Consider the following 22723-nt stretch of genomic DNA (forward strand, 5'->3'; position numbering starts at 1 on the left):
GTTAAAAACTGATCGACAAGCTGATGAGGGACGCTGTCCGGTTCCTGCGTGATCGTAAACGACCCAACGACTCGCGTTTCAGTGGCACGGATCTGGCACGGATTGAGGCGTTCCGACTCGGAGAAATGCGGTTTAAGCCGTACCGAACTGAACCAATGGCATGATAGTATATTGGGGATAAAATTGCAGTTTATCGCCGTTTCAGATGGTGGGCGCGACAGGGATTGAACCTGTGACCCCTGCCGTGTGAAGGCAGTGCTCTACCGCTGAGCTACGCGCCCATCCGTGGGACGGGCTTCTAGCAAGGTGCTGTTTTTCTGACAAGATCTTTTTCGTAGGGAACCGCATTATCCGTTGCGGTTCCCCTTTCTCGGTGGCTCAGAAGCCGAACATATGGTCCAGCGAGAATGCGCCATTTCCGTTTTCCAGGCCATGATAGCCGAAGAGGCGGCAGGTCAGGTCCCGGATCAGGACGTAGCCGCCTTCCCCTGCACGATCGAGGTGCGAGTCTTCAAACAGTTCGTGCGGGCGGACCATGAATGATCCGTTGGGCGCGATCCTGATGGTCGTCCGGGCAATCAGGGTCCCATTTGCGCCATGGAGCAAAAGAACGGTTTCCGAAATGTCGGTCCCCTCGACGGAAGCCGGATGGATCAGGCAGCAGAAGCTTCGCAGCGTCTCCTGTCCTGCCTTCTGTCCCAGTTTCAGAAAAAGCCGCGTTGTCAGGCCCGGCGGTGGGCCTGAATACGATTGCGGCTCCGAGCGCCAGGTCATGAGCGTATTGAAGATATGGGCACCAAAACTGGTTTCGGCAGCGTGATCGCTCTCGCGGTTCCGATAGCGCATCAGGGCGTGGAGCCAGCCATCGGCTTCGCCGCCATCGCGGAAATCGTAGACCAGATCGGCATGACCCGGGCGATCCATCAGGGTGTGTAGTGCAACGGCCGTATCATGGTTTCGGGGCAGATTGCCCAGGAAATGCGATCCGACCTTCCCCCCCGCCTCATCAAACAGATCGAGCCTTACGGGAAGAGACTGGAGCGCCTCGGACATGGGGTTGGGCTGCAGGAAAGTTTCGAACTGCTTCGGATCCAGGATCGGAAATGGCAGCAGGAACCCACGGCCCAGCGACGGTGCAAACTGACGGATGGCGGGCTCGGGGCGCAGATCATCCCGCTCCACGTTCAGATGGGCGATGCGGGTCCGGCCGCGCTGCGTGATTTCATAGCGTGGGCGCACGAGATGCCGGCCCGAACGCAGTTCAAGCTGTGCGGGCCAGTGCAGGCCGGGAAAGAGCGCGCCAACATCCACGGCCACCGTCTCGAATGGTCCGACAGCCCGGTCGAGCGCATGCGATATGTCTTCTCCCATCCGGTTGAAGGTAATGCCTCCTGCCGGAATGGTGGTCGCGTGGCTGTTCTGTACCCAGACGATCAGCGTCTCGTCGGGCTCAGGGGCCGGAAGCGTCGCGTAACGCACGGAAGGCCAAGCATTGGCATCATGTGTGACGGAGAGGCTCGGGTCGCCGTTTTTACCCCAGCTGTCGAGGGCATATTTGACGACGTCATGTCCGCGCGCGCCCAGAACATGGATGAAAAGCTGTCCCGTAAATTCCGGCAGATCAAAGCGACGCCGGATATCGGCGCTGTCGATCGTGATCCCTGCCCCGGCTTCAGTAACCGGCTGTTCCCACTGGGCCAGGACCTTGCCCGCTCCGTCATAAAGCCGCATCCAGTAACGCAGATTCTCCGCGGCATAACTGGACCAGTAGTTGGCGGTCACGATCCGGCAGGAAAACTGTTCCGTCTCGCGGAAGAAGGCGAAGTTGGTCGCGAAGTTCAGCTTGTCCAGATAGGGACGACCGGCAACCAGCATCTCGTCCGGCAGGCGTGCCGGGGCGAGCGTGTAAAGATCCCGGCCGTTCTGAAGCCCCTTCAGTCGGGTCCGCATCTTGGCGTCTTCAAAGGACAGGGCAAGGATGGCATCCGCTTCGGTCGCGGGCAGGTCCACGAGCGCACGAAGTGTTCCGCCAAAACCGTCCGGCTGTTCCACCCGCTCCGTATCATGAACATAGACGCAGGCCGGTTTCAGGCCCGGATAGAGCGCGGCCAGTGTGCGGACAGCGTCATCCGGATCGTAGACAGCCAGCGTCCGCCCTGCGAATTCGGCTTCCATCCGGACGAGTGCTTCCGCGGCCAGCGGATGCGCCAGCGCCTTGTACAGAACATTGCCACCCTGCGGACCAAAGGTGCGGATATCGAGCATACAGGGGCCCTTTCAGAGCTTCAGACGTCGGCGCATTTCTCTCGCCACGAGGGGGGTATCGTCAAGCGGCATGACATCCCACGGACCCTGTGCCGGATCGAACCACTTAACCCGCCCGGCGTCCTCAAGCGTTTTTACAAAGCGTGAAATCCGGCTGGAGCGGCCTGGAAGCGGGAAAACCAGGACCGGGGCAGAGGTCGCAACGGCTTCGGAAATCATCGAGACACTGTCTGTCGTGACAGCAATCATGTCCGCACAGGCCAGCATGCCCATATAAGGATTGTCGTCACCACTACCTGTCAGAACGGCAATGCCATGAGGCTCCAGCCGTTCGCGAAAAACGGCCACGGCAGCGGGATCGGTCCGGCGCGATGGGGTAAGGACGGCCTGCATGGCGTTGCGCTTCGTGAAAGTGATGATCCCGTCCGCCATCCGCTCCGCTTCAACCGGTCCCAGCGAGAAGCGACCATTGGCGCCGCCGACCAGAATGGACAGCAGCGGCCGTGCGTTCTGTTTCAGCCGCTCTTCCCATTCGGTCCGTGCCACAGCGAGCTTCTGTGGTGTGACGGGATGCAGTGCATTGCGCGAAATCAGGACGTTCGGTCCGCTGATCCCGTCATGCGTGTTGGCGATCACGAGGTCGAACGTGCTGACCGGCATGCGCGGGTTCTGGATCTGCACGACCGGCAGACCCTCGCGCCGGGCCACTGCCCTGCCGATGACGCCCCCTGTCCCGCCGATGCAGATGATGAGGCGCGTGTCTTCGGGAATCCTGATCGGATCGACCCGGCGCAGCGGAGAGGGCCAGTAACGCGACGGAAAACGCGACCAGAAAGGCTGGATGCGTACCGGCCGGAAATCCCATTCCAGACCGGCCTTTTCGGCCAGCCCCGCCCCCTGCGCCCGCATGCCGGCGAAGTCCTCTGCGATGATGATGGCCTTCATGAGGGAACTCCGCAAAAAAGAAGGTATTTCCCGAACTGCGGGAAATTTGGCAAGAAGCGCATATGACAACGTCCCAGCCGCGCCCTGCCTCGCCGACCGCAACGCCAGATACTTCTAATTCCGGGCCTGCTCCCGGCTTCGAGGAGCTTGGGCTGATTGCGCCCCTGCTGGCAACTCTTGCCCAGGCCGGACACAAACGTCCGAGCCTGATCCAGGTACAGGCCATCCCTCCTCTGCTGGAGGGCAAGGACGTTCTGGTCGGCTCCCAGACGGGCAGCGGCAAGACCGCCGCTTTCGTGCTGCCCATGCTCCAGAAGCTTACGGAAGCCGGTCCGGCTCCCGGCCCCCGTGCGCTCATTCTGGAGCCTACCCGCGAGCTTGCTGCCCAGACCGCGGCCGTCTGCCGTCAGCTCGGGCGTCGGCTCTCCCTGAAAACGCGCGTTATCTGTGGCGGGACCTCCCGCGAGCAGCAGGTCCAGTCCGTCAGAGATGGCGTGGATATCATCGTTGCGACCCATGGCCGTCTTCTGGATCTGGTCATGCAGGCCGATCTCGTTCTGGAACATCTGACCTATCTGGTTCTGGATGAGGCAGACCGGCTGCTGGATGAGGATTTTTCCGCCAGCATGACAGCGCTGACCCCCTATTTTCCGGACCAGCCGCCCCAGACTGTTTTCTGCTCGGCCACACTGCCCGAGCCGGTCATGGATCTGGCCAGGCGTGTGACCCGCAATCCCGTTCGCGTGGAAATCGCGGCGGAATCCTTTACGCCCAAGAATATCCGTCAGCGGGCGATTTTTGTGGAGAAGGACGACAAACCCGAGACCGTTGCCCGTCTTCTGAAGCATTTCGAAGGCCGCAGCATCGTTTTCGCCCGGACGAAAAACACGGTGGACGCGCTCGCCAAAACCCTGCGCCGGCATAATCTGCGAGTCGAAACCCTGCATGGCGACCGGACGCAGGGTGCCCGCAACAAGGCGCTTGATCTGTTCCGTCAGGGGCGTGTTCCCGTACTGGTCACGACCGATATCGCCTCGCGTGGTCTCGATATCCCGGATGTGGATCTCGTCATCAACATGGACATGCCCGAAACGCCGGAAGCCTATGTGCATCGTATCGGTCGGACGGCTCGCGCTGGCCGCAAGGGCGTGGCGTTCTCGCTGATCAATATCGACGAGCGCACGTTTCTGCGCGATGTCGAAAAGCATATCGGCTACCGCGTCCGGATCGCGACGGAAGACTCGCTGGACCGCTAGGACATCTTACGGCTGGCGCGAATATCCCTCGCCAGATTTTCCCATTCCTGCCCGCTATCGACCTGCGGGCGAACGGGTGGAGGCGCCTCAAGGATAGTCTCCAGCGCTGTCGCAATCGCCATCGGTTCCGGCACGCACAGAACGGCCTGCGCATCGCCCGAAAACTGCTCCACCAGCCCTCCGACCCTGGTCGCCACGACATGGCGCCCGCTGGCAATCGCCATGGCCCCGACGCCACTCTGGGAGGCTTCACGATAGGGCAGCACCACGATGTCGGCCCATGCGATGAGTCGGGGAAGTTCATCTTCCGCGACCCAGCGGTTCTCGACCCTGACCTGCGCCAGTGCCGCAAGTCGCCCCAGTTCCGGGCTTTCAGGCCCCTGTCCCACAACCCGACATTCGAAATCACGCCCGACATGCGGCAAAGCTTCCGCCAGCAGGTCCAGCCCCTTGTAGGGCAACAGGCGGCCAAACATCAGGATGCGCGGGGCTCCCTCATGGGTGAATGGTGGCGCGGCTGCTCCCCCAATAAACGGTGGGTGAGCCAAGGCGACGACGGGACAGCCTACGGCATCCGGCCCGGATTTCAGCTCGTCGGCGACATGACGGCTGAATGTGACGATCTGGTCGGCCTGACAGATCAGCCTGCGTTGCAGAAATGCCTGAAAAGGATAACCGTCTCCAGGATGAGGCTGCGCGTCGTGGACAATCACTACGATCCGCACGCCAGCCCGACGCAGCACATGCGTCATCAGCAGATCCAGAGGTCCCGGCATCGCACAGATCGCTACGTCTGGACGGAAGTCCCTCACAATCCGTCCCAGCTGGTGCAGAAATCCAGGCGCCGTCAGCAGGCGCCCCACCAGCCCCTGGATGGAGCTGTAGGTCGCAACTTTCACGATCGTGTCCGGAGCATTCCGGCTCTGAAGGATTTCCGCCCGATCCGACAGACAGAGCAGGACATCCGTATCGGGCAGCCGTCTCAGCCCATCCGCCAGATCCACGGCAATCCGTGGCCCGGCTCCCCGCCGCCCCCATTGCCACACAAGAATGCGTTCGGCAGGTTTCGTCACGACCTGATCCCAACCGCCAAAGCCGCTTCCCGTAGTGTCGCACCGTTCAGGCGGGTGGCGATCCTGTGCCTTGCGTTCGCTCCAAGGCAGGACCGCAACTCCGGATCCGCCGCCGCACTCCGCAGGGCCTGCACAGCGGCATCCCTGTCGGGAAGTGCCCATTTTGTATCCGGCATGTCCCAGATTCCGCGTGGATCCCGTGCCGGAACCAGCGCGTAGGGGACCGGCAGACCGCACGTCCCGTCCAGAAACTCCGTCGTTGCCGACCAGTCCGTTGCAATCACGCACCGTCCCAGCGCCATGGCTTCCGCCACGACCAGCCCGAACCCTTCACTACGATGGAGGGACAGTACGATATCTGCACAGACCGTCAGGGCAAGCCGGTCCGCGCCGCTGAGCTGCCCGGTCTCGATCCGGATATTGGGCGCTCCGTCGGTAGCCGCCCGGATCTCCGCCAGATCGTCAGGATAATGTTCGGTATGGCCGATCTTCATGAGCAGCAGCCGGTCTGAACGCTCGCCGAAGGCAGCGCGAAACGCCTCGATCGTCTCGATCGGACTTTTGCGCACCATGCTGGAAGACAGGCTGAACGAAACCAGGACAATCACGCAGTCTTCCGGCAGCCCGAAGGATGCCCGATCGCGGTCTGAGGGTTTCTGCTCCGCAAGGCCCACAGGATGCTCGACGACCCGGACGGGGCGCCCCAGTTCGCGAAAAGCCTGAGCGGTAAAATGCGACGGAGCCCAGATTTCATGGACATGGCGGCGTGCGTGCCGCCAGGTCTGTGGCACGACAGGAAGTTCCCACGCCCAGTATCCGATGATCCGCCGTCCGGTTCTCAGCCATCGGGGCATAAAAAGCTGCACATAAGGCAGCATCGGTGCATTGACGTGCATTACCAGCGGCGCTCCCGGCCCCGTCGCGTCGCCTTCAAGAACGCGCCGGTCGATGTCCCACGTCGCGCAGGGGATGCCCATGTCCCGCAGTGCCCGGACCATCAGGCGCGCTCCCTCGCCCAGTCCCGAACTGCGGCTGAACTCTCCCGCCACGATCATCCCATATGCCGGAACAATTCTGTGCGGCCTGAGCGCAGGAGATGCGAGCGCCGTGGCCCACGCGAAAAACCGCCTGCGGGATCCGGCAGGAAGCCGCTGCCACAATTTGTGAAAAAGGGAGAGAGACTGTTTCATCGTCCGTTCATGTGCCGTCTGTACCTGGAGCGTGACCGTGGACACGGGCCGTAATCCGCGAAAAACCGGGCAGAGTACGAAAAAGGGACGCGCCAGACCAACCTCGGCGAAATGTGACTCTCTTCAGGCCCGGACGAAGAAAAAGGCAGCATTCCCTCTCTGGCGAGCCGTCCCCAACGTGCTTACACTACAACCCATGACCGATCCATGTCCTATGCTCCCCGGTGCAGGTATGGCTCCGCCGGACGACCGGGCGGGGAGCTGCTGGTTCTGTCCTGTTCCGTCGGGTTTCCGGGGATCATGAGCTGCAAGGCGGGACAGCGGCACCATCCGCTCCGGATCCGTCAGCCCCGCCTGTCGGAAACATTGCCGGGATTCGGTCGTCCGCCCCTGGCCTTCAAGGTGGCCCTCCTCCCTCCCGATCTTTCACCATGGCGCGCGCCGCCTTCGGGTGTGCCCGGCGTCTGGATTTTCGATTCGGGACGTTCCGGGCCCGAGATCGTCATTACGGCGATTGTACACGGGAACGAATATGCAGGCGGCTGGGCGCTGGAAAATCTGCGGAAACAGGGACCAGACCTCATATCGGGTCGTTTGACGCTGATTGTCGCCAATCTGGAGGCGTTTGATCGATTCGATGCGGCCAATCCGGTCATGTCCCGTCATGTCGATGAGGATCTCAACCGCCTGTGGCACAACACGCGCCTGAACAGCCGTGAACATTCCAGAGAACTTGAGCGCGCCCGCAGACTTCAGCCCTATATCGCACGGGCTGACCTGCTTCTGGATCTTCACTCAACACTCTGGCCCTCCGCTCCCCTGTTCATCGCTCCGCCCCGGCAACGTTCCGCCGAATTCGCCTGTGCTCTGGCCGGCGGCCAGAAACTTCCCCAGACTGTTCTGACGGATCTCGGGCATCACGGCGGATCACGGCTGATCGAGCATGCGCATTTCATGTCGCCGGGCGGCACCGGACGCAGTTGTCTGCTGGAAGCAGGCCCTCACTGGGACCCGGTCACCGTTACAGTCATGGAAAATGCGATTTCCCGCCTGCTGGCAGAGGCTGAAACCATCCATCTCAGCGGACAGGCGACCCATGAGTCCTGTCCCCCCGAAATGGCGGTGGTGACGGACAACATCATTGCCCGCAATGCGGATTTCAGTTTCATCAGGCCATGGGAGGGCGGGATCACCATTCCCAAGGCGGGAACCCCCCTCGCCCATGACGGGCATGACCTGATCTACACACCCTATGACGAGTGCCTGCTGATCATGCCCAATCTGCGTCCCCGTCGGGGACAGCTCGCGGTCCGTCTCGCCAAGCGAACCGCGGCACCGCTCAGATCTTAGGCTGACGCGCGATCATAAATAGGGAAGCGGCGGCACAGGGCCTTCACTTCCTCATGCACGCGGGCCGTCACGGCCTCGGCGTTGTGCTCTTCAAGAGCCGCCGTCAGCACTTCGTCGATCATGCGACCGATGTCGCGGAACTCGGCTTCTCCGAAACCACGCGCCGTCGCAGCCGGGCTGCCCAGACGGATGCCTGAAGTTACGAAGGGCTTTTCCGGATCGAACGGAATGGCGTTCTTGTTCGCCGTGATGCCGGCGAGCTCGAGGATGGCTTCGGCCAGCTTGCCCGTCACCTTCTTCGGACGCAGATCCACGAGGATCAGATGGCTGTCCGTGCCGCCCGTGACGATGTCGAAGCCGCGATTCTGAAGCTCGTCCGCCAGTGCGCGGGCATTGGCCAGAACGCGCTTCTGATAGGCCTTGAACTCATCCGAAAGGGCTTCACCGAACGCAACGGCCTTGCCTGCGATGACATGCATGAGCGGACCGCCCTGCAGCCCCGGGAACACGGCGGAGTTCACCTTCTTCGCCAGATCAGGGTTGTTCGTCAGGATGATGCCACCACGCGGGCCACGCAGCGTCTTGTGCGTCGTGGACGTGGTGATGTCGGCAACCGGAACCGGGTTCGGATACAGGCCAGCGGCAACCAGACCGGCGAAATGCGCCATGTCCACCATCAGATACGCACCGACTTCATCGGCGATCTTCCGGAAACGGGCGAAGTCGATGACGCGCGGATAGGCGGAGCTGCCAGCCACGATGATCTTCGGCTTGTGCTCGCGGGCCAGCGCTTCCATCTGGTCGTAGTCGATCAGACCGTCTTCGGCGCGCACGCCATACTGCACGGAGTTGAACCACTTGCCCGAATAGTTCGGGGCCGCGCCATGTGTCAGATGTCCACCCGCGGCAAGGCTCAGGCCCAGAATCGTATCGCCCGGAGTGGCCAGCGCCATGAAAGCGGCCTGGTTGGCGTTGGCGCCGGAATGCGGCTGCACGTTGGCGAATTCCGCACCGAAGATCTTCTTCAGACGATCGATGGCAAGGTTCTCGACGCGATCCACATCCACGCAGCCGCCATAATAGCGCTTGCCCGGAAGCCCTTCCGCATATTTGTTCGTCAGCACTGAACCCTGCGCTTCCATGACGGCAAAGGAGGCCATGTTCTCCGAAGCGATGAGCTCGATGCCATCCTGCTGGCGCGTCAGCTCCTCGTTCAGGATGGTGGCAACTTCGGCATCAACCTCCTTGAGGGGGGCATGAAAGAAACGATTCAGCGTGGACTGGCTGGCGTGTTCCGACATCGTGGTCCATTCTCCAGGGTGAGTTCGGCATGTGACTAGCCCAGATTGCCTGCCTCGGCAAAAATAATCCGCCTATCAAACGAGGATCCTTCATGACCACTCCGCTCTGGCGGACCAAACCCGTATCTTCCGCAGCTGACAGCCAGACTGGCCTCAAGCGTGTCCTCGGCCCGTGGCAGCTCGTTGCCCTGGGCGTCGGTGTGACGATCGGTGCTGGCCTTTTTTCCCTTACGGGCGTTGCCGCCGGCCAGAATGCCGGCCCGGCCGTAACCCTCTCTTTCGTCATCGCAGCGGTGGCCTGCGGCTTTGCGGGGCTGTGTTACGGCGAGCTCGCCAGCATGATCCCTTCGGGCGGCTCGGCCTATTCCTACGCCTATGCCGCGATGGGTGAACTGATCGCCTGGATCATCGGCTGGGACCTCGTGCTGGAATATACCGTGGGCGCCGCCGCTGTCGCATCAAGCTGGTCAGGCTATCTTGCGTCGCTGCTTGGGGGCTGGGGCATCCATATTGACCCGCGCCTGCTCGCCACCCCGCTTACTGCCGTCACGATGCCAGATGGGAGCACCGCCTCTGCCTGGTTCAATCTTCCGGCCGTCTGCGCGCTCTGGGGTGTTACGGCCCTGCTCATGCGTGGGGTGAGTGAATCGACAACCATGAATACGATCGTTGTCTGCATCAAACTCGCCGTCATCGTCGTCGTGATTGCCGCCTGCGCGCCTCATATCAGTTTCGCGCACTATCATCCGTTCATTCCGCAGAACACCGGCACATTCGGACAGTTCGGCATGTCCGGCGTCATGCGTGCAGCGGGCATGGCGTTCTTCGCGTATCTGGGTTTCGACATCGTCTCCACCACGGCACAGGACAGCCGCAATCCTGCGCGCGATATTCCGATTGGCATCCTGGGAAGCCTGCTCGTCTGTTCAGTGGTCTATGCCGTGTTTTCGATGGTCCTGACGGGCGTGGTCGATTATCGTACCATGGCCAACGATCCAAGTCCCGTTGCTACAGCCATTGATGTCGCCGGCATGCCGTGGCTGGCCAGTCTCGTGAAATTCGGCATCACGGCCGGCTATGTTTCGGTCCTGTTCGGGCTGCTGATGGGACAGGCGCGCGTCTTCCTCATCATGTCCCATGACGGTCTGCTGCCGCCGGTCTTCTCGAAGCTCAATGCCCGGACTCACACGCCTTGGACGTCCCATCTGATGTTCGCGGCACTGACCAGCCTGCTTGCCGCGGTGCTTCCGATCGGACAGCTTGGCAACATGACGTCCATCGGCACATTGCTGGCCTTCATCATCGTCTGCATCGGCGTTCCGGTCCTGCGGCACAAAAACCCCGATTCTCCGCGAAAATTCCGGGTACCGGGGGGGCTGCTCATCCCCATGCTGGGTGTCTTGTCCTGCGGTGCGGTCATGGTATCGCTCGACAGTCTGACCTGGATCAGACTTGTTGTCTGGCTTGTCATTGGACTTGTCGTCTATTTTGCATACGGCATCCGCAACAGTCGTCTTTGCAGACGCGAAAGTTAGGCGCATGATCGGGGGTATGAGCAATGCAGCATATCCCCTCTCCCGCCCGCGGCGTAATCGCCACGATGCTTTCACCCGCCGTCTGGTGCAGGAACATCGCCTGCATGTCGACAACCTGATCTGGCCGATTTTCGTCTGCGAAGGCGAAAACCAGCGCCAGAAGGTCGCCTCCATGCCGGGCGCCGAACGTGTCAGCGTGGACAATGTCGTGGAGCATGTCCGACAGGCCGTCGAACTTGGGGTTCCGGCCGTGGCCATCTTCCCGGTCACACCCATGAGCGTCCGCGACGCCACCGGGACCGAGGCCCTCAATCCGGACAACCTGATGTGCCGGGCGTCCCGCACCATCAAGGAAGCCTTTCCCGATCTGGGCATCATTGGCGACGTGGCGCTCGACCCGTACACCGATCACGGCCATGACGGCGTGATCGAGAACGGTCGCATCCTTAATGATGCTTCCGTCGAGATCCTCCGCCAGCAGGCGCTGAATCAGGCGCGTGCGGGTAACGACATCATCGCTCCGTCCGACATGATGGACGGCCGCGTCAAGGCCATCCGCGAAACGCTCGATGGCAACGGCTACGACACGACGCGCATCATGGCCTACACGGCCAAGTATGCCTCCGCCTTCTACGGCCCGTTCCGTGATGCCCTGGGTTCCGGGAGCCTGCTGCACGGGGACAAGAAGACCTATCAGATGGATCCGGCCAATTCCGACGAAGCGATGCGCGAAGTCGAGCAGGATCTGCGCGAAGGGGCGGACATGATCATGGTCAAGCCGGGTATGCCCTATCTCGACATCATCCGCCGTGTTCGCGAGCGCTTTGAAGTGCCGACTTTCGCCTATCAGGTGTCTGGCGAGTACGCGATGCTGATCGGGGCCATTCAGAACGGCTGGCTCGATCGGGACCGCACGATCATGGAAAGCCTGATCGCCTTCAAGCGCGCCGGCTGTAACGGTATCCTGACCTATTTTGCGCTGGACGCGGCCCGTCTCCTGCGGGAAGGGCACTGAAAAGCCGGCAGACACGTGGCATTCAGTCCTATTACACGGGACTGAATGCCGAGAACATTGCAGTTCGCCTCCTGAAGGAGCGCGGGCTGACAATTCTGGCACAAAGATTGCGGACGCCCTATGGCGAGCTTGATCTTCTGGCAACAGATTCGGAGTGGCTCATTGCTGTCGAGGTCAAGCAGAGACGGACCTTGCGGGAAAGTGCATCCTGCCTGACTGCCAGACAGTCTCAAAGACTGATGGAAGCCTTTGAATATATTTTGCTGACAAACCCGGAATGGACCAGGCCCAATATCCGGTTTGATCTGATCGTCGTAGATCCGTCAGGTCAGGCGCGACGCATTCAGGATGCGCTGCGCCAGTTCTGAGAGATCAGGTGCGGCGAGCGTGGGTATGATGATGAGCGGAGGCAACGGCTACGCGGGAATGCGCAGCGTGGGGGCGATAGGCAACGTTACGGACGACAGCGTGTGATCTGGTCCATGCAACGGCGGTACGCGAACTGCGATGCGCAAGGGCATGATGAAAGACAACATGGTGATAGACCGGCGCCGCCGTCAGCGCGTCGAAGGTCAGCTTGCTGGCTTCGTAATCGGTGATCGCCGGACGGGCATGGGCCTTTCCGGCCCCCATGCAGATACCAACGCCCATGATACCCAGAGCAATTCTGCCGACCCAGTTCCGCGCCATTGACGTTTATCCCATCCCGTTCTGATGGAAGCAGCCTATGCGCTGAACTCGGGGTTCGACAACCCCTCTTGGGAAAGTTTCCGAAAAAATCAAGGTCCTGCCACTTTTCGCCGTTTCATGGCTGAATTGTGGCAGGAGCAATGCTTAAAAAGTGCTGAATTCAGCACTTTTCGCCGCAGTCGGGACCGAATCAGGCCGCGGCTGATCAGGCGTTGGCGGTCGTGATGCCTTTTTCAGTCAGCAGAGTCTCAAGCTCGCCGCTCTGGTACATGTCGGTCACGATATCGCAGCCGCCCACGAACTCGCCCTTGACGTAAAGCTGCGGCACGGTCGGCCACTGCGAGAAGTCCTTGATGCCCTGACGCAGTTCGGCGCTCTCAAGAATGTTGCAGGTCGCAAACGGAACGCCGAGATGGTTGAGAATCTGGACCACACGGGCGGAAAAGCCGCATTGCGGGAAGAGCTTGTCACCCTTCATGAACAGCATGACCGGATTGGCGTCGATCAGATTCTGGATATGCTGGAACACGGTTTCGGACATTGGATTTTCCTTGGTTCGGCAGGGCGGACAGACCATCCGCTCCTGCTGTCAGTGCTCGTCTGGAAAAAAGGACGTCAGCCCCGGCTCTTAAGGGGTGAGCGTCTTGAGGGCCATCGCATGCAGTTCAGTGCCCATGCGGGTTCCGAAGGCATCATAAACCAGTTTGTGCTGTCGTACACGCGAAAGACCCCGGAAGGCCTCACTTGTGACCGTGCAGGCATAATGATCCCCATCCCCGGCGAGATCCTCGATCTCAATCCGGGCGTCAGGGATGACGGCAAGGATCGCGCGTTCGATTTCAGAAGCTGTCATCGGCATGACAATCAGGCTCCCTCACCCATGAACCGCGGGAAGAACGCGGCATTGATGTCACTGAGACGTTCTGCGCTGACGCTGACTGTTTCCCGCACAACCAGATCGTTCCCACCCGAACGTCCCAGACGGATTGCCGGAACATTGGCCTTTCCGGCCGCTGTGACAAGAGCTGCGCCGTCGGAAGTTGCAACAACGTAGCAGCCCTGATCCTCGCCGAACCAGAATGCATGCGCGGCGATGTTCGTTGGAGCGGCTTCAAGCGTACAGCCAATGCTGCTCGCCATGACCATTTCCGCCACCGTCACCAGCAGTCCGCCATCGGCAATGTCATGACACGCTGCAATCGCACCCGCCGCAATCTGGCTGCGCACGAAGTCACCGTTGCGACGCTCGACCGTAAGATCGACCACCGGCGGTGCACCATCTTCACGCTGGCAGATCTCGCGCAGCCACAGGGACTGTCCAAGCTCGCCACGGATGGAACCGACCAGCACCAGATCATGATCGTCGGGCATGGCCAGCCCAACGGATTTCGACGCATCCGCCAGCACGCCAAGCGCACCGATCGCCGGTGTCGGCAGGATGGCCTGAGCTTCACCGGACGGAGAGCGCGTCTCGTTGTAAAGCGAGACGTTGCCGCTCACGACCGGGAAGTCGAGCGCACGGCAGGCATCGCCCATGCCTTTGATGGCATCGGCAAACTGCGCCATGATTTCCGGCCGCTCCGGGTTGCCGAAGTTCAGGTTGTCCGTCACGGCCAGCGGTGTGGCGCCGGTCGCCGTGATGTTGCGCCAGGCTTCGGCCACAGCCTGCGCGCCACCCGTTTTCGGATCGGCCTGACAGTAGCGCGGCGTGCAGTCCGTCGTCAGGGCAAGACCTAGGCGTGTGCCTTCAACACGCACAACAGCCGCGTCAGCAGCGCCCGGACGACGCGCGGTGTTGCCGCCGACCGAACCGTCATACTGGTTCCAGACCCAGGCGCGGGACGCCAGATCCGGACAGCCGATCAGCGTCAGCAGCGCCTTTTCGATCCCTTCCGGATCGGCTGGCGTCTCGATCCGTGCCGGAGCTGTCAGCGGTACGGTCGGGCGGTTATAGACCGGAGCTTCATCCGCCAGTGGAGCCAGCGGAATATCGGCTTCGATTTCACCATTATGGCGGATCGTGATTCGGCCTGTATCGGTCAGTTCACCGATGACAGCGAAATCCAGCTCCCACTTTGCGAAGATCGCACGCGCCACTTCGGTCCGCTCGGGCTTGAGGACCATGAGCATGCGCTCCTGGCTCTCGGACAGCATCATCTCGTAAGCCGACATGTTCGGCTCGCGCTGCGGAACGGCATCAAGATTCAGCTCGATGCCAACGCCGCCCTTGCCCGCCATTTCAACGGCGGAGGACGTCAGACCGGCTGCACCCATATCCTGAATGGCCACGATCGCATCCGTCGCCATCAGTTCAAGACAGGCCTCGATCAGCAGCTTCTCGATGAACGGATCGCCAACCTGAACGGTCGGACGCTTGGACGCAGCTTCCTCGTCGAACTCCGCCGAAGACATGGTCGCGCCGTGAATGCCGTCACGCCCCGTCTTGGAGCCGACATACACGACCGGATTGCCCACACCAGCCGCGGCTGACAGGAAGATCTTGTCCTGCTTCGCCACACCCACCGTCATGGCATTGACGAGCGGATTGCCGTCATAGGCCTTGTGGAAGTTGACCTCGCCACCCACGGTCGGAACACCCACGCAGTTGCCGTATCCTCCAACGCCACGGACAACGCCATCGACGATACGACGCGTCCCCGCGTGATTCGGATCGCCGAAACGCAGGGCATTGAGGTTCGCAACCGGACGCGCGCCCATCGTGAACACGTCACGCAGGATGCCGCCAACGCCCGTCGCCGCACCCTGATAGGGCTCGATGAAAGACGGATGGTTGTGGCTTTCCATCTTGAAGACTGCTGCCAGACCCTCGCCGATATCCACGACGCCTGCGTTCTCGCCTGGTCCGTGGATGACCCACGGCGCCTTGGTCGGCAGCGTCTTGAGATGGATGCGGGATGATTTATAGGAGCAGTGCTCGGACCACATAACGGAGAAAATTCCGAGCTCCGTGAAGCTTGGCGTCCGTCCCATGATCGTGACAAGCTTGTTGTATTCCTCGCCGGTCAGTCCGAAAGACTGGGCAAGCTGGGCATCAATCGTCACACTCATCCGACAAGAGCCTCCACAAGGCCTTTGAAAAGCGGCACGCCGTCGGTTGCGCCGATTTCGGGGTCAGTCAGGTTCTCCGGGTGCGGCATCAGGCCACAGACACGGCCGTTCTCGCTCAGGATACCGGCGATGGAGCGCGTGCTCCCGTTAGGGTTGGTTGCGCGATCATCGTCCGAAACCGCACCATCCGCACCGCAATAGCGGAACGCCACGCGGCCTTCAGCCTCAAGGCGCTTCAGCGTCTCGGGCGAGGCTGTGTAGTTGCCGTCACCATGGGCAAGCGGCGCACGGAAGACATCGCCGCGCGTCCAGCCCTGTGTATAGGGTGAAGATGCGTTCTCGACCTTCAGGTGGCAGTCCTGCGACAGGAAGCGCAGACCCGCATTACGCAGAAGCGCGCCCGGCAGGAGATGGGATTCCGTCAGGATCTGGAAGCCGTTGCAGACGCCCAGAACATGCCCGCCCTTGCCGGCAAATGCCTTGACGTCGCGCATGATCGGCGAGTGGGCGGCCATGGCACCACTGCGCAGATAATCCCCGAAGCTGAACCCACCCGGCAGCACCACAAGGTCCAGATCTCCCAGAGAGGTCTCCCCGTGCCAGATCAGACGCGGCGCCTGCCCCGTAACCAGCTTCAGGGCATGGACCATGTCGCGCTCCCGGTTCGTGCCGGGAAATACGACGATACCTGCCTTCATTTCTGGCCCTCCGCCGGAGCGGACGCATGGCACGGATAGGTGTCATGCAGGGCGCGATAGACGGCCTTGCCCGCTGGCTCGTTCAGCGCATCGTTATGGGCATGCAGCCAGGCCACGACCAGACCACGGACCTGCGGCGCGGTTTGCTGGGCCGGGACGCAGAATGCCACCGGCGCGGACTCATCATGCGCAAAGCTGTCGTATTTCTTGGCCCAGGCCTCACCATCCATCAGACCGGACAGATAGGCATCGCACATGCCGATGGACGACTTGCTGGAGCACATCTGCCCCAGAGCCTTGCCCGAAACCTTGGACACGCGCTGCGCATGGGCCGGGGCTGCAACGAGAGCGGGCGCGGCTGCGAGACCAGCCAGCAGGAAGATCGCGGAAAGGCGGGTCATGCTGCCACCTCAACGCTGAAATCCTCGATGACTTCATTGGCCAGCAGAGCGCGCGCCATGGCCTCGCCCTGCGCCAGCGCATCGGCGGCATTGTCGGCCGGAACATCGAGTTCAACGACGCGGTTGATGCGGACTTCGCCCAGGCCCCTGAAGCCCAGGGTTTCGAGAGCATGGCCCACGGCCTTGCCCTGCGGATCGAGAACGCCGTCTTTCAGGGAAACAAAAACACGGATTTTCACTGCACTGCCTCCGGACCCTTGAGGTCACCATTCCCGGACTCGGGCAGGATCCCGAGACGCTTTGCCACTTCCTGATATGCTTCCTCGACGCGACCCATGTCACGGCGGAAGCGGTCCTTGTCCATTTTTTCGTTCGTCTTGGAATCCCACAGACGGCAGTTATCCGGCGAAATCTCGTCCGCCAGAAGAATACGCATCTCCTCGCCTTCCCAGATCCGCCCGAATTCCAGCTTGAAATCGACGAGCGTGATGCCAACTGCCGTGAACATCCCCATCAGGAAATCATTCGTCCGGAGCGCGAGCTGGTTCATGTCGTCCATGTCCTGCGGCGCGGCCCAGTTGAACGCCGCGATATGCTCTTCCGACACCATCGGATCGTTGAGCGCGTCGTTCTTGTAGTAGTATTCGATGATCGTGCGCGGCAGGCGTGTCCCTTCGGGGATGCCGAGCCGCTTGGCCAGCGAGCCCGCCGCCACGTTACGCACCACGACTTCAAGCGGAATGATCTCCACTTCGCGGATGAGCTGCTCGCGCATGTTCAGCCGGCGGATGAAGTGGGTCGGGATGTTGATCTCGTGCAGTTTGAGCATCAGGTATTCGCTGATGCGGTTGTTCAGTACGCCCTTCCCGGTGATGATGCCGCTCTTCGCGCCGTTTCCGGCGGTGGCGTCATCCTTGAAGTACTGAACGAGTGTGCCGGGTTCCGGGCCTTCAAAAAGAACCTTGGCTTTGCCCTCATAGAGCTGGCGGCGGCGAGCCATGAGCAATCCTTAGCGTTGCGCCGTCCTGATAGAAAATGCGGACGGCTGGAGCAGCGACGACTTGTGGTTCCATAGCATTGCGGAACCGGAACTGCGAGTGTGCGGGGTGCAGGAAATCTACGCCCCGCGGACCTCTCAGTCAAAGATACGGGCGAAGATACGGTCTACGGCGCGCAGATGCTGTGCCGGGTCGAACGCCTGATCGAGAATATCCCTGCTGACACGGCCGGACACTTCCGGATCGGCCTCAAGGTTTTCGCGGAAGGTCTTGAAGCCCGGCTTGCCCAGCTTCGTCCATGTTTCCATGGCGTTGCGCTGTACGATGCGATAGGCGTCCTCGCGCGAAATGCCCGCACGGGCCAGAGTCAGCAGCACTTCGCCGGAATGGACGACGCCGCCGAGGCTCTCCATGTTGGCGATCATCTGCTCGGGATAGACGACCAGCTTTTCCATCATCCCGGCCAGACGGATCAGTGCGAAATCCAGACCGATCGTCGCATCGGGGCAGATGTTGCGCTCGACGGCTGAGTGGCTGATGTCCCGCTCATGCCACAGCGCGACGTTTTCCAGCGCGGGAATGACATGCGAGCGGATCAGGCGTGCCAGACCCGTCAGGTTTTCCGACAGGACAGGGTTGCGCTTGTGCGGCATTGCCGAACTGCCCTTCTGTCCCTTGTGGAAGAACTCTTCCGCTTCCCGGACTTCCGAACGCTGAAGGTGACGGACTTCGATTGCCAGACGCTCGATGCCGCTGGCGATCACGCCGAGCGTGCAGAAGAACGCGGCATGGCGGTCACGCGGAATGACCTGCGTGGACACGCTTTCGACAGCCAGACCCAGTTTGTCGGCCACGTATTCCTCGATCTCCGGATCGATATGGGCATAGGTTCCGACAGCGCCGGAGATGGCACAGACTGCAATTTCCTTGCGGGCCTGAATGAGGCGCTCGCGGTTGCGGGCGAATTCAGCGTAGTGGCCTGCGATCTTCAGGCCAAAGCTGGTCGGCTCGGCATGGATGGCATGGCTGCGGCCGATCGTGACCGTGTTGCGGTGCTCGTAAGCGCGGGCCTTCAGCGCGGCGAGAACGCGATCCAGATCTTCCAGCAGCAGATCGGCGGCCTGCGTCATCTGAACGGACAGGCAGGTATCCAGCACGTCCGAAGACGTCATGCCCAGATGGACGAAACGGCTGTCGGGGCCGACCTTTTCCGCAAGCCAGGTCAGGAACGCGATGACGTCATGGCGCGTTTCGGCTTCGATCTCGTCGATGCGGGCCAGATCCGCATCGGAGAACGCAGCCATGGCGGCGTCGCCCTTCTCGCGGATGGTCTTTGCTGATTCGGCGGGAATGTCATCCCGTTTCGCCATGGCTTCGCAGGCAAGGGCTTCGATCTCGAACCAGATACGAAAACGGTTGGCGGGAGACCAGATGGCAGTCATCTGCGGACGGCTGTAACGGGGTACCATGGGAACTCCGGATGCGGGGTGGGGCTTTACGGAGGCTCCTTAGACCAAATACGAAGATATTGCACGGACCCCTTTTCGGAAGAATGACACCTTGGCCCCTGACTCTCTGCTTCATGCCCTGATCGCCCTCGGCCAGATCACCCTGATCGACATCACCCTCGCCGGCGACAATGCCGTCGTGATCGGGATGGCCGTCCGCAATCTCGAAGGGCGGCAGCGCCGTCTGGCTATCCTGTTCGGAACGGGTTTTGCGGCCATCCTGCGTGTCGGCCTGGCCCTGCTGGCGACAACGCTCCTTGCCGTGGTTGGCCTGACGCTGGCGGGGGGTTTTCTGCTTCTGTGGGTCTGCTGGAAGATGTATCGTGAGCTTCGTGGCGGCGAACATCACGAGGACGTCGAAGCTGCCCCACCGCGCCTCGGCCCGGCCGTCCTGAGGATCGTGGTGGCCGATCTGTCCATGAGTCTCGATAATGTTCTGGCGGTGGCTGGCGCTGCTGTCGGGCATCCGTGGATTCTTGTGTCGGGGCTTGTGCTCTCGGTCCTGCTGATGGGGCTTGCTGCATCGGTCGTCGCCAATCTTCTGGCCCGTTACCGCTGGATCGCCTGGATCGGTCTGCTGGTGGTGCTGGGTGTCGCAATCGAACTCGTCATCCGGGGTGGCGGAGAGGTCTGGACGCATGTTCTTCCGAAATAGCCGAACACTCCTTACAGGGCTTATGGCGCTTTGCGCCGCGTCATCGGCCCTCGCCGCGCCACCGTCTCCTCCCGTTCGGGAGCGGCTGGCGGAATGGCTTATTCTCGTCGGACCGGGCGGAACCGCTTTTCCGGCACAGCGCTACGCTGATTTCCTGGCACAGACGCCCCAGTGGCCGCAGCGGGTCCGGATCCTCTGGCGTTATCAGAACGCCCTGTCCCAGACCACCGATCCGCAGATCCTGAACGCTCTTTGCCCGCGCTATCCCCTCACACTCCCGGCGGCGTTCGAGGCCTGCGCTCCTCATCTTCCCGACGCGGCCTCAACGGCCCGTCGCCTCTGGCTGTCAGGCAATGCCCTGACCGTCGGTGAAGAACAGACGCTATTCCAAAGTTTCGGCCAGAGCTTCACAGCCGCCGATCAGTGGGCCCGTTACGAAGCCCTGGAACTGCGGGGCCAGTTCTCCGCCGCGTCTCGCCAGATCGAGCGTCTTGCTCCGGACCAACAACCCCTGGCTCGTGCCCGGCTGGCCGAACGTCTGGCCTCGCCTGACGCCGATTCCCTGTTCGCATCGCTCCCTGCTGACCTGCAATCCGATCCTACCCTGATCCGCTATCGCCTCAGAGCGCTGCGCCGTGGGGACAGGCTGGACGAAGCGCTCTCGCTGTGGAACGCGCAGGGCGTCGCGCTCCAGCAGGCCAGCCCTTCGCATGACTGGTCGTCCGAGCGCATCAGTCTTGCCCGCGCCCTGCTGCTGGCTGGCCGTCCGAAAGAAGCCGCCGATATCGCAGACGACACGACCATGGCGCTCGACACGACGGACCGTCAGGAAGCCGAGCTGCTGAGCGGGATCATCGCGCTGAGGGAGCTTCAGGCCCCTGCCCGCGCGGAAAAATTCTTCAGGCCACTTCAGAACGCCACTTCGCTCCAGATGCAGGCCCGTGGCTATTACTGGACAGGCCGTGCCCTTCAGGTCGCAGACCGGCAGCAGGATGCCGAAGCCGCCTTCCGCAAGGCCGCGTCGTATCCCACGACTTTTCCGGGTCAGCTCGCGCTCGCGGCCCTGACCCGGGACGAAAGTATTCTGGTCTCCGGAAAATCGTCAGAGGCTTTTGACGGCGCCCTGCTGCAGGCGCTCCAGACCCTTCCCGCCCCGACTGCCGGAACCCTCAGCCGTACGGACCTGCTCGAAGCCGCAACGGATCTCGTGCAGGCGGGTGATCACGATCATGCACGGGAGTTCCTCATGATGCTGGGCGTGGTCAATCCTTCGCCCGAGGGGCAGAAAGCCGTCGCGGACGCCGCGTCCCGGCTTGGCCTGGCCGCACCGGAAGTCTTCGCGTCCTATGCCCTGGCGCGTAAGGGGATTGCTCTTTATCCGCAGGGCTTCCCCGATCCCTATCCGTCAGCCTCGACTGTCCCCGACGGGCTACTACCCGCCATCATCCGGCAGGAGAGCGGCTTCGACCCCGACGCCATCAGTGGCGCTCATGCGGTCGGCCTGTTGCAGCTTCTTCCCGCTGCGGCAAAGGACGTGGTGCGTAAGGGGCATCTGGGCCCCGTTAATGTCTCACCCGCCGCCCTGACCGATCCCCAGACAAATCTTCGGATCGGCAACGCCTATGTCTCACAGCTTCTGGAGCGTTTCGGGAATGTGATTCCCTATGCTCTGGCGGCCTATAATGCCGGCCCGCACCGGGTTGATCTCTGGCTGAAGGCAGATCCCCCTTCCGAACCGCTTTCCGAAAACGGCGTGCTGGATTGGATCGAACGCCTGCCCTATCGCGAGACACGCCTCTATATCGAAAACATCGAGGCCAGCATGATGATCTACCGTGTCAGGAACACCCATGCCGGATAACGAACTTCGCACGCTGGCCGAACAGGTGCTTGAGCATCTCGGCAAGACCGGCCAGAGACTGGTCACAGTGGAAAGCTGTACGGGCGGTCTGATTGCGGCCGCGCTCAGTGATATTCCCGGATCGTCAGACGTGCTGGAAGGCGGCTTTGTTACGTATTCCAACGCCCTGAAAGTGAGCGCTGTCGGTGTTCCCGAAGCCATTCTGGCTCAATACGGCGCCGTTAGCATCCAGACAGCCGAGGCGATGGCCAATGGTGGTCTTCTCAATGCCAGGGATGCGGACATTGCCATCTCCGTGACAGGGATCGCCGGACCAGGCGGTGGCAGCACATTCAAGCCGGTCGGAACTGTCTGCTTCGGGCGCGCCGTCCGAAAGGGATCAACCACAAGCGTGCAATGTCATTTCATGGGGGATCGCGCTGCCATCCGTGCCCAGTCCGTACACCATGCCCTGCAGATGGTTCTGAGTGCCTGACATGAAAAAAGCGGCTCCCGAATGAACGGAAGCCGCCTTTGCTTGAAAGCGGAGCGGACCTGAGGTCCGCCCGGAGCCTCAGTTACCCTGCGTCGGGGCCGGAAGCGTGGAGGCTGCTGCCGGAGCCTGAAGGCTCGGAGCCGTCGGAACGGCGGTCGGAGCTGCCGGCGGGACTGCAGCGGTCGGGGCCGTCGGTGCAACCGGTGTTTGAGCCTGCTGCAGGGAACGGGCGTTCAGGGCATCCGCGGCGGACTCGCTGTCAGCCTTCTGCGTCTGCGCAGTCTTGTCGTGGTGCTTGCCGTGATGATGGTGATGCTCGGCCATTGCGGGCGAAGCCGCAGCGACCAGAGCGGTCAGGGCAAATGCGCCAAAGGAAATCTTTTTCATTACGTAATCCTTTTCGTGTCACCATTCGGTGCTTGAGACCTGTAACGGCCC

The 22723-nt window shown here is 61.6% G+C and carries 23 protein-coding genes and 1 tRNA gene; 8 read left to right on the forward strand and 16 right to left on the reverse strand.

Annotation, left to right across the window (positions count from 1 at the left end; all coding sequences use genetic code 11):
- Positions 1–206 precede the first annotated feature (206 nt).
- The 3 genes from GFJ39_RS06240 to GFJ39_RS06250 form a co-directional block, all read right to left on the reverse strand.
- Positions 207–281 (reverse strand) — tRNA-Val (locus tag GFJ39_RS06240).
- Positions 282–378: 97 nt separating this feature from the next.
- Positions 379–2265: a hypothetical protein gene (locus tag GFJ39_RS06245; protein ID WP_153430528.1), complete on the reverse strand. Its 1887-nt coding sequence runs from the start codon at positions 2263–2265 to the stop codon at positions 379–381.
- A 12-nt stretch (positions 2266–2277) separates the two neighbouring features.
- Entirely contained in the window at positions 2278–3210 is a 933-nt protein-coding gene (locus GFJ39_RS06250; protein WP_153430529.1) for a mitochondrial fission ELM1 family protein, read from the reverse strand.
- A 62-nt stretch (positions 3211–3272) separates the two neighbouring features.
- Between GFJ39_RS06250 and GFJ39_RS06255 the strand changes: the two genes are divergently transcribed.
- Complete coding sequence (locus GFJ39_RS06255; RefSeq protein ID WP_153430530.1) at positions 3273–4466, forward strand: DEAD/DEAH box helicase; 1194 nt, start codon at positions 3273–3275, stop codon at positions 4464–4466.
- On the opposite strand, the gene GFJ39_RS06260 is transcribed toward GFJ39_RS06255, so the two are convergent.
- Both GFJ39_RS06260 and GFJ39_RS06265 read right to left on the reverse strand, forming a co-directional pair.
- Positions 4463–5539: a glycosyltransferase family 4 protein gene (locus tag GFJ39_RS06260; RefSeq protein ID WP_325062851.1), complete on the reverse strand. Its 1077-nt coding sequence runs from the start codon at positions 5537–5539 to the stop codon at positions 4463–4465. The genes GFJ39_RS06255 and GFJ39_RS06260 overlap by 4 nt on opposite strands.
- Positions 5536–6588 (reverse strand): glycosyltransferase family 4 protein, encoded by a 1053-nt coding sequence (locus GFJ39_RS06265; RefSeq protein WP_407645869.1) that lies wholly within the window; start codon positions 6586–6588, stop codon positions 5536–5538. The genes GFJ39_RS06260 and GFJ39_RS06265 overlap by 4 nt, the downstream gene beginning before the upstream one ends.
- A gap of 348 nt (positions 6589–6936) precedes the next feature.
- On the opposite strand from GFJ39_RS06265, the gene GFJ39_RS06270 reads away from it, so the two are divergent.
- Positions 6937–8079, forward strand: a complete 1143-nt coding sequence (locus tag GFJ39_RS06270) for a M14 family metallopeptidase (RefSeq protein ID WP_228391827.1) — start codon at positions 6937–6939, stop codon at positions 8077–8079.
- Here the strand turns inward: GFJ39_RS06270 and glyA are convergent.
- Positions 8076–9380, reverse strand: a complete 1305-nt coding sequence (gene glyA, locus GFJ39_RS06275; protein WP_153430532.1) for a serine hydroxymethyltransferase — start codon at positions 9378–9380, stop codon at positions 8076–8078. The two genes, GFJ39_RS06270 and glyA, sit on opposite strands and share 4 nt — an antisense overlap.
- Positions 9381–9472: 92 nt before the next feature.
- Here glyA and GFJ39_RS06280 point away from each other — a divergent pair, with 92 nt between their 5' ends.
- From GFJ39_RS06280 to GFJ39_RS06290, 3 genes are read left to right on the forward strand one after another with little or no spacing between them, the layout of a single operon-like run.
- Positions 9473–10915, forward strand: a complete 1443-nt coding sequence (locus GFJ39_RS06280) for an APC family permease (RefSeq protein ID WP_153430533.1) — start codon at positions 9473–9475, stop codon at positions 10913–10915.
- Positions 10916–10919: 4 nt separating this feature from the next.
- Complete coding sequence (gene hemB, locus GFJ39_RS06285) at positions 10920–11930, forward strand: porphobilinogen synthase (RefSeq protein WP_153430534.1); 1011 nt, start codon at positions 10920–10922, stop codon at positions 11928–11930.
- A gap of 56 nt (positions 11931–11986) precedes the next feature.
- Positions 11987–12298 (forward strand): YraN family protein, encoded by a 312-nt coding sequence (locus GFJ39_RS06290; protein ID WP_325062858.1) that lies wholly within the window; start codon positions 11987–11989, stop codon positions 12296–12298.
- 4 nt (positions 12299–12302) lie between these two features.
- On the opposite strand, the gene GFJ39_RS06295 is transcribed toward GFJ39_RS06290, so the two are convergent.
- From GFJ39_RS06295 to purB, 9 genes are all read right to left on the reverse strand, one after another.
- The gene (locus GFJ39_RS06295) at positions 12303–12620 is read right to left on the reverse strand and encodes a hypothetical protein (protein ID WP_153430536.1); all 318 of its coding nucleotides are present in this window, start codon (positions 12618–12620) and stop codon (positions 12303–12305) included.
- A 205-nt stretch (positions 12621–12825) separates the two neighbouring features.
- The gene (gene grxD, locus GFJ39_RS06300; RefSeq protein WP_062032115.1) at positions 12826–13161 is read right to left on the reverse strand and encodes a Grx4 family monothiol glutaredoxin; all 336 of its coding nucleotides are present in this window, start codon (positions 13159–13161) and stop codon (positions 12826–12828) included.
- Positions 13162–13248: 87 nt separating this feature from the next.
- On the reverse strand, positions 13249–13479 hold the full coding sequence (locus tag GFJ39_RS06305) for a BolA family protein (protein ID WP_153430537.1): 231 nt from the start codon (positions 13477–13479) through the stop codon (positions 13249–13251).
- A 5-nt stretch (positions 13480–13484) separates the two neighbouring features.
- Positions 13485–15689, reverse strand: a complete 2205-nt coding sequence (gene purL, locus GFJ39_RS06310; protein WP_153430538.1) for a phosphoribosylformylglycinamidine synthase subunit PurL — start codon at positions 15687–15689, stop codon at positions 13485–13487.
- Positions 15686–16387, reverse strand: coding sequence for a phosphoribosylformylglycinamidine synthase subunit PurQ (gene purQ, locus GFJ39_RS06315; protein ID WP_153430539.1), 702 nt, complete (start codon positions 16385–16387; stop codon positions 15686–15688). The genes purL and purQ overlap by 4 nt, the downstream gene beginning before the upstream one ends.
- Positions 16384–16788, reverse strand: a complete 405-nt coding sequence (locus GFJ39_RS06320; protein ID WP_153430540.1) for a Rap1a/Tai family immunity protein — start codon at positions 16786–16788, stop codon at positions 16384–16386. Before GFJ39_RS06320 ends, purQ begins: the two co-directional genes overlap by 4 nt.
- Positions 16785–17027 (reverse strand): phosphoribosylformylglycinamidine synthase subunit PurS, encoded by a 243-nt coding sequence (gene purS / locus GFJ39_RS06325; protein ID WP_325062852.1) that lies wholly within the window; start codon positions 17025–17027, stop codon positions 16785–16787. The genes GFJ39_RS06320 and purS overlap by 4 nt, the downstream gene beginning before the upstream one ends.
- On the reverse strand, positions 17024–17788 hold the full coding sequence (purC, locus tag GFJ39_RS06330) for a phosphoribosylaminoimidazolesuccinocarboxamide synthase (protein ID WP_153430541.1): 765 nt from the start codon (positions 17786–17788) through the stop codon (positions 17024–17026). Before purC ends, purS begins: the two co-directional genes overlap by 4 nt.
- Positions 17789–17923: 135 nt before the next feature.
- Complete coding sequence (purB, locus tag GFJ39_RS06335; protein WP_153430542.1) at positions 17924–19255, reverse strand: adenylosuccinate lyase; 1332 nt, start codon at positions 19253–19255, stop codon at positions 17924–17926.
- Positions 19256–19346: 91 nt separating this feature from the next.
- Here purB and GFJ39_RS06340 point away from each other — a divergent pair, with 91 nt between their 5' ends.
- The 3 genes from GFJ39_RS06340 to GFJ39_RS06350 are packed head-to-tail and all read left to right on the forward strand — an operon-like array spanning position 19347 to position 22285.
- Positions 19347–19949, forward strand: a complete 603-nt coding sequence (locus GFJ39_RS06340) for a YjbE family putative metal transport protein (RefSeq protein ID WP_024716901.1) — start codon at positions 19347–19349, stop codon at positions 19947–19949.
- A complete protein-coding gene (locus tag GFJ39_RS06345) occupies positions 19933–21810 on the forward strand; it encodes a lytic transglycosylase domain-containing protein (protein ID WP_153430543.1) in 1878 nt (625 codons plus the stop codon). The genes GFJ39_RS06340 and GFJ39_RS06345 overlap by 17 nt, the downstream gene beginning before the upstream one ends.
- A complete protein-coding gene (locus GFJ39_RS06350) occupies positions 21800–22285 on the forward strand; it encodes a CinA family protein (protein WP_153430544.1) in 486 nt (161 codons plus the stop codon). The genes GFJ39_RS06345 and GFJ39_RS06350 overlap by 11 nt, the downstream gene beginning before the upstream one ends.
- A gap of 78 nt (positions 22286–22363) precedes the next feature.
- On the opposite strand, the gene GFJ39_RS06355 is transcribed toward GFJ39_RS06350, so the two are convergent.
- On the reverse strand, positions 22364–22672 hold the full coding sequence (locus GFJ39_RS06355) for a hypothetical protein (RefSeq protein ID WP_153430545.1): 309 nt from the start codon (positions 22670–22672) through the stop codon (positions 22364–22366).
- Positions 22673–22723: the final 51 nt, after the last annotated feature.

Origin of the sequence: Gluconobacter aidae, assembly GCF_009547075.1 — a bacterium.
Taxonomy (GTDB): domain Bacteria; phylum Pseudomonadota; class Alphaproteobacteria; order Acetobacterales; family Acetobacteraceae; genus Gluconobacter; species Gluconobacter aidae.

Coding starts and splice junctions, on each gene's coding strand:
- GFJ39_RS06245 (WP_153430528.1), bottom strand. CDS start 2,265: ATGCTCGATATCCGCACCTTTGGTCCGCAGGGTGGCAATGTTCTGTAC.
- GFJ39_RS06250 (WP_153430529.1), bottom strand. CDS start 3,210: ATGAAGGCCATCATCATCGCAGAGGACTTCGCCGGCATGCGGGCGCAG.
- GFJ39_RS06255 (WP_153430530.1), top strand. CDS start 3,273: ATGACAACGTCCCAGCCGCGCCCTGCCTCGCCGACCGCAACGCCAGAT.
- GFJ39_RS06270 (WP_228391827.1), top strand. CDS start 6,937: ATGTCCTATGCTCCCCGGTGCAGGTATGGCTCCGCCGGACGACCGGGC.
- glyA (WP_153430532.1), bottom strand. CDS start 9,380: ATGTCGGAACACGCCAGCCAGTCCACGCTGAATCGTTTCTTTCATGCC.
- GFJ39_RS06280 (WP_153430533.1), top strand. CDS start 9,473: ATGACCACTCCGCTCTGGCGGACCAAACCCGTATCTTCCGCAGCTGAC.
- hemB (WP_153430534.1), top strand. CDS start 10,920: ATGATCGGGGGTATGAGCAATGCAGCATATCCCCTCTCCCGCCCGCGG.
- GFJ39_RS06295 (WP_153430536.1), bottom strand. CDS start 12,620: ATGGCGCGGAACTGGGTCGGCAGAATTGCTCTGGGTATCATGGGCGTT.
- grxD (WP_062032115.1), bottom strand. CDS start 13,161: ATGTCCGAAACCGTGTTCCAGCATATCCAGAATCTGATCGACGCCAAT.
- GFJ39_RS06305 (WP_153430537.1), bottom strand. CDS start 13,479: ATGCCGATGACAGCTTCTGAAATCGAACGCGCGATCCTTGCCGTCATC.
- purL (WP_153430538.1), bottom strand. CDS start 15,689: ATGAGTGTGACGATTGATGCCCAGCTTGCCCAGTCTTTCGGACTGACC.
- purQ (WP_153430539.1), bottom strand. CDS start 16,387: ATGAAGGCAGGTATCGTCGTATTTCCCGGCACGAACCGGGAGCGCGAC.
- GFJ39_RS06320 (WP_153430540.1), bottom strand. CDS start 16,788: ATGACCCGCCTTTCCGCGATCTTCCTGCTGGCTGGTCTCGCAGCCGCG.
- purC (WP_153430541.1), bottom strand. CDS start 17,788: ATGGCTCGCCGCCGCCAGCTCTATGAGGGCAAAGCCAAGGTTCTTTTT.
- purB (WP_153430542.1), bottom strand. CDS start 19,255: ATGGTACCCCGTTACAGCCGTCCGCAGATGACTGCCATCTGGTCTCCC.
- GFJ39_RS06345 (WP_153430543.1), top strand. CDS start 19,933: ATGTTCTTCCGAAATAGCCGAACACTCCTTACAGGGCTTATGGCGCTT.
- GFJ39_RS06350 (WP_153430544.1), top strand. CDS start 21,800: ATGCCGGATAACGAACTTCGCACGCTGGCCGAACAGGTGCTTGAGCAT.
- GFJ39_RS06355 (WP_153430545.1), bottom strand. CDS start 22,672: ATGAAAAAGATTTCCTTTGGCGCATTTGCCCTGACCGCTCTGGTCGCT.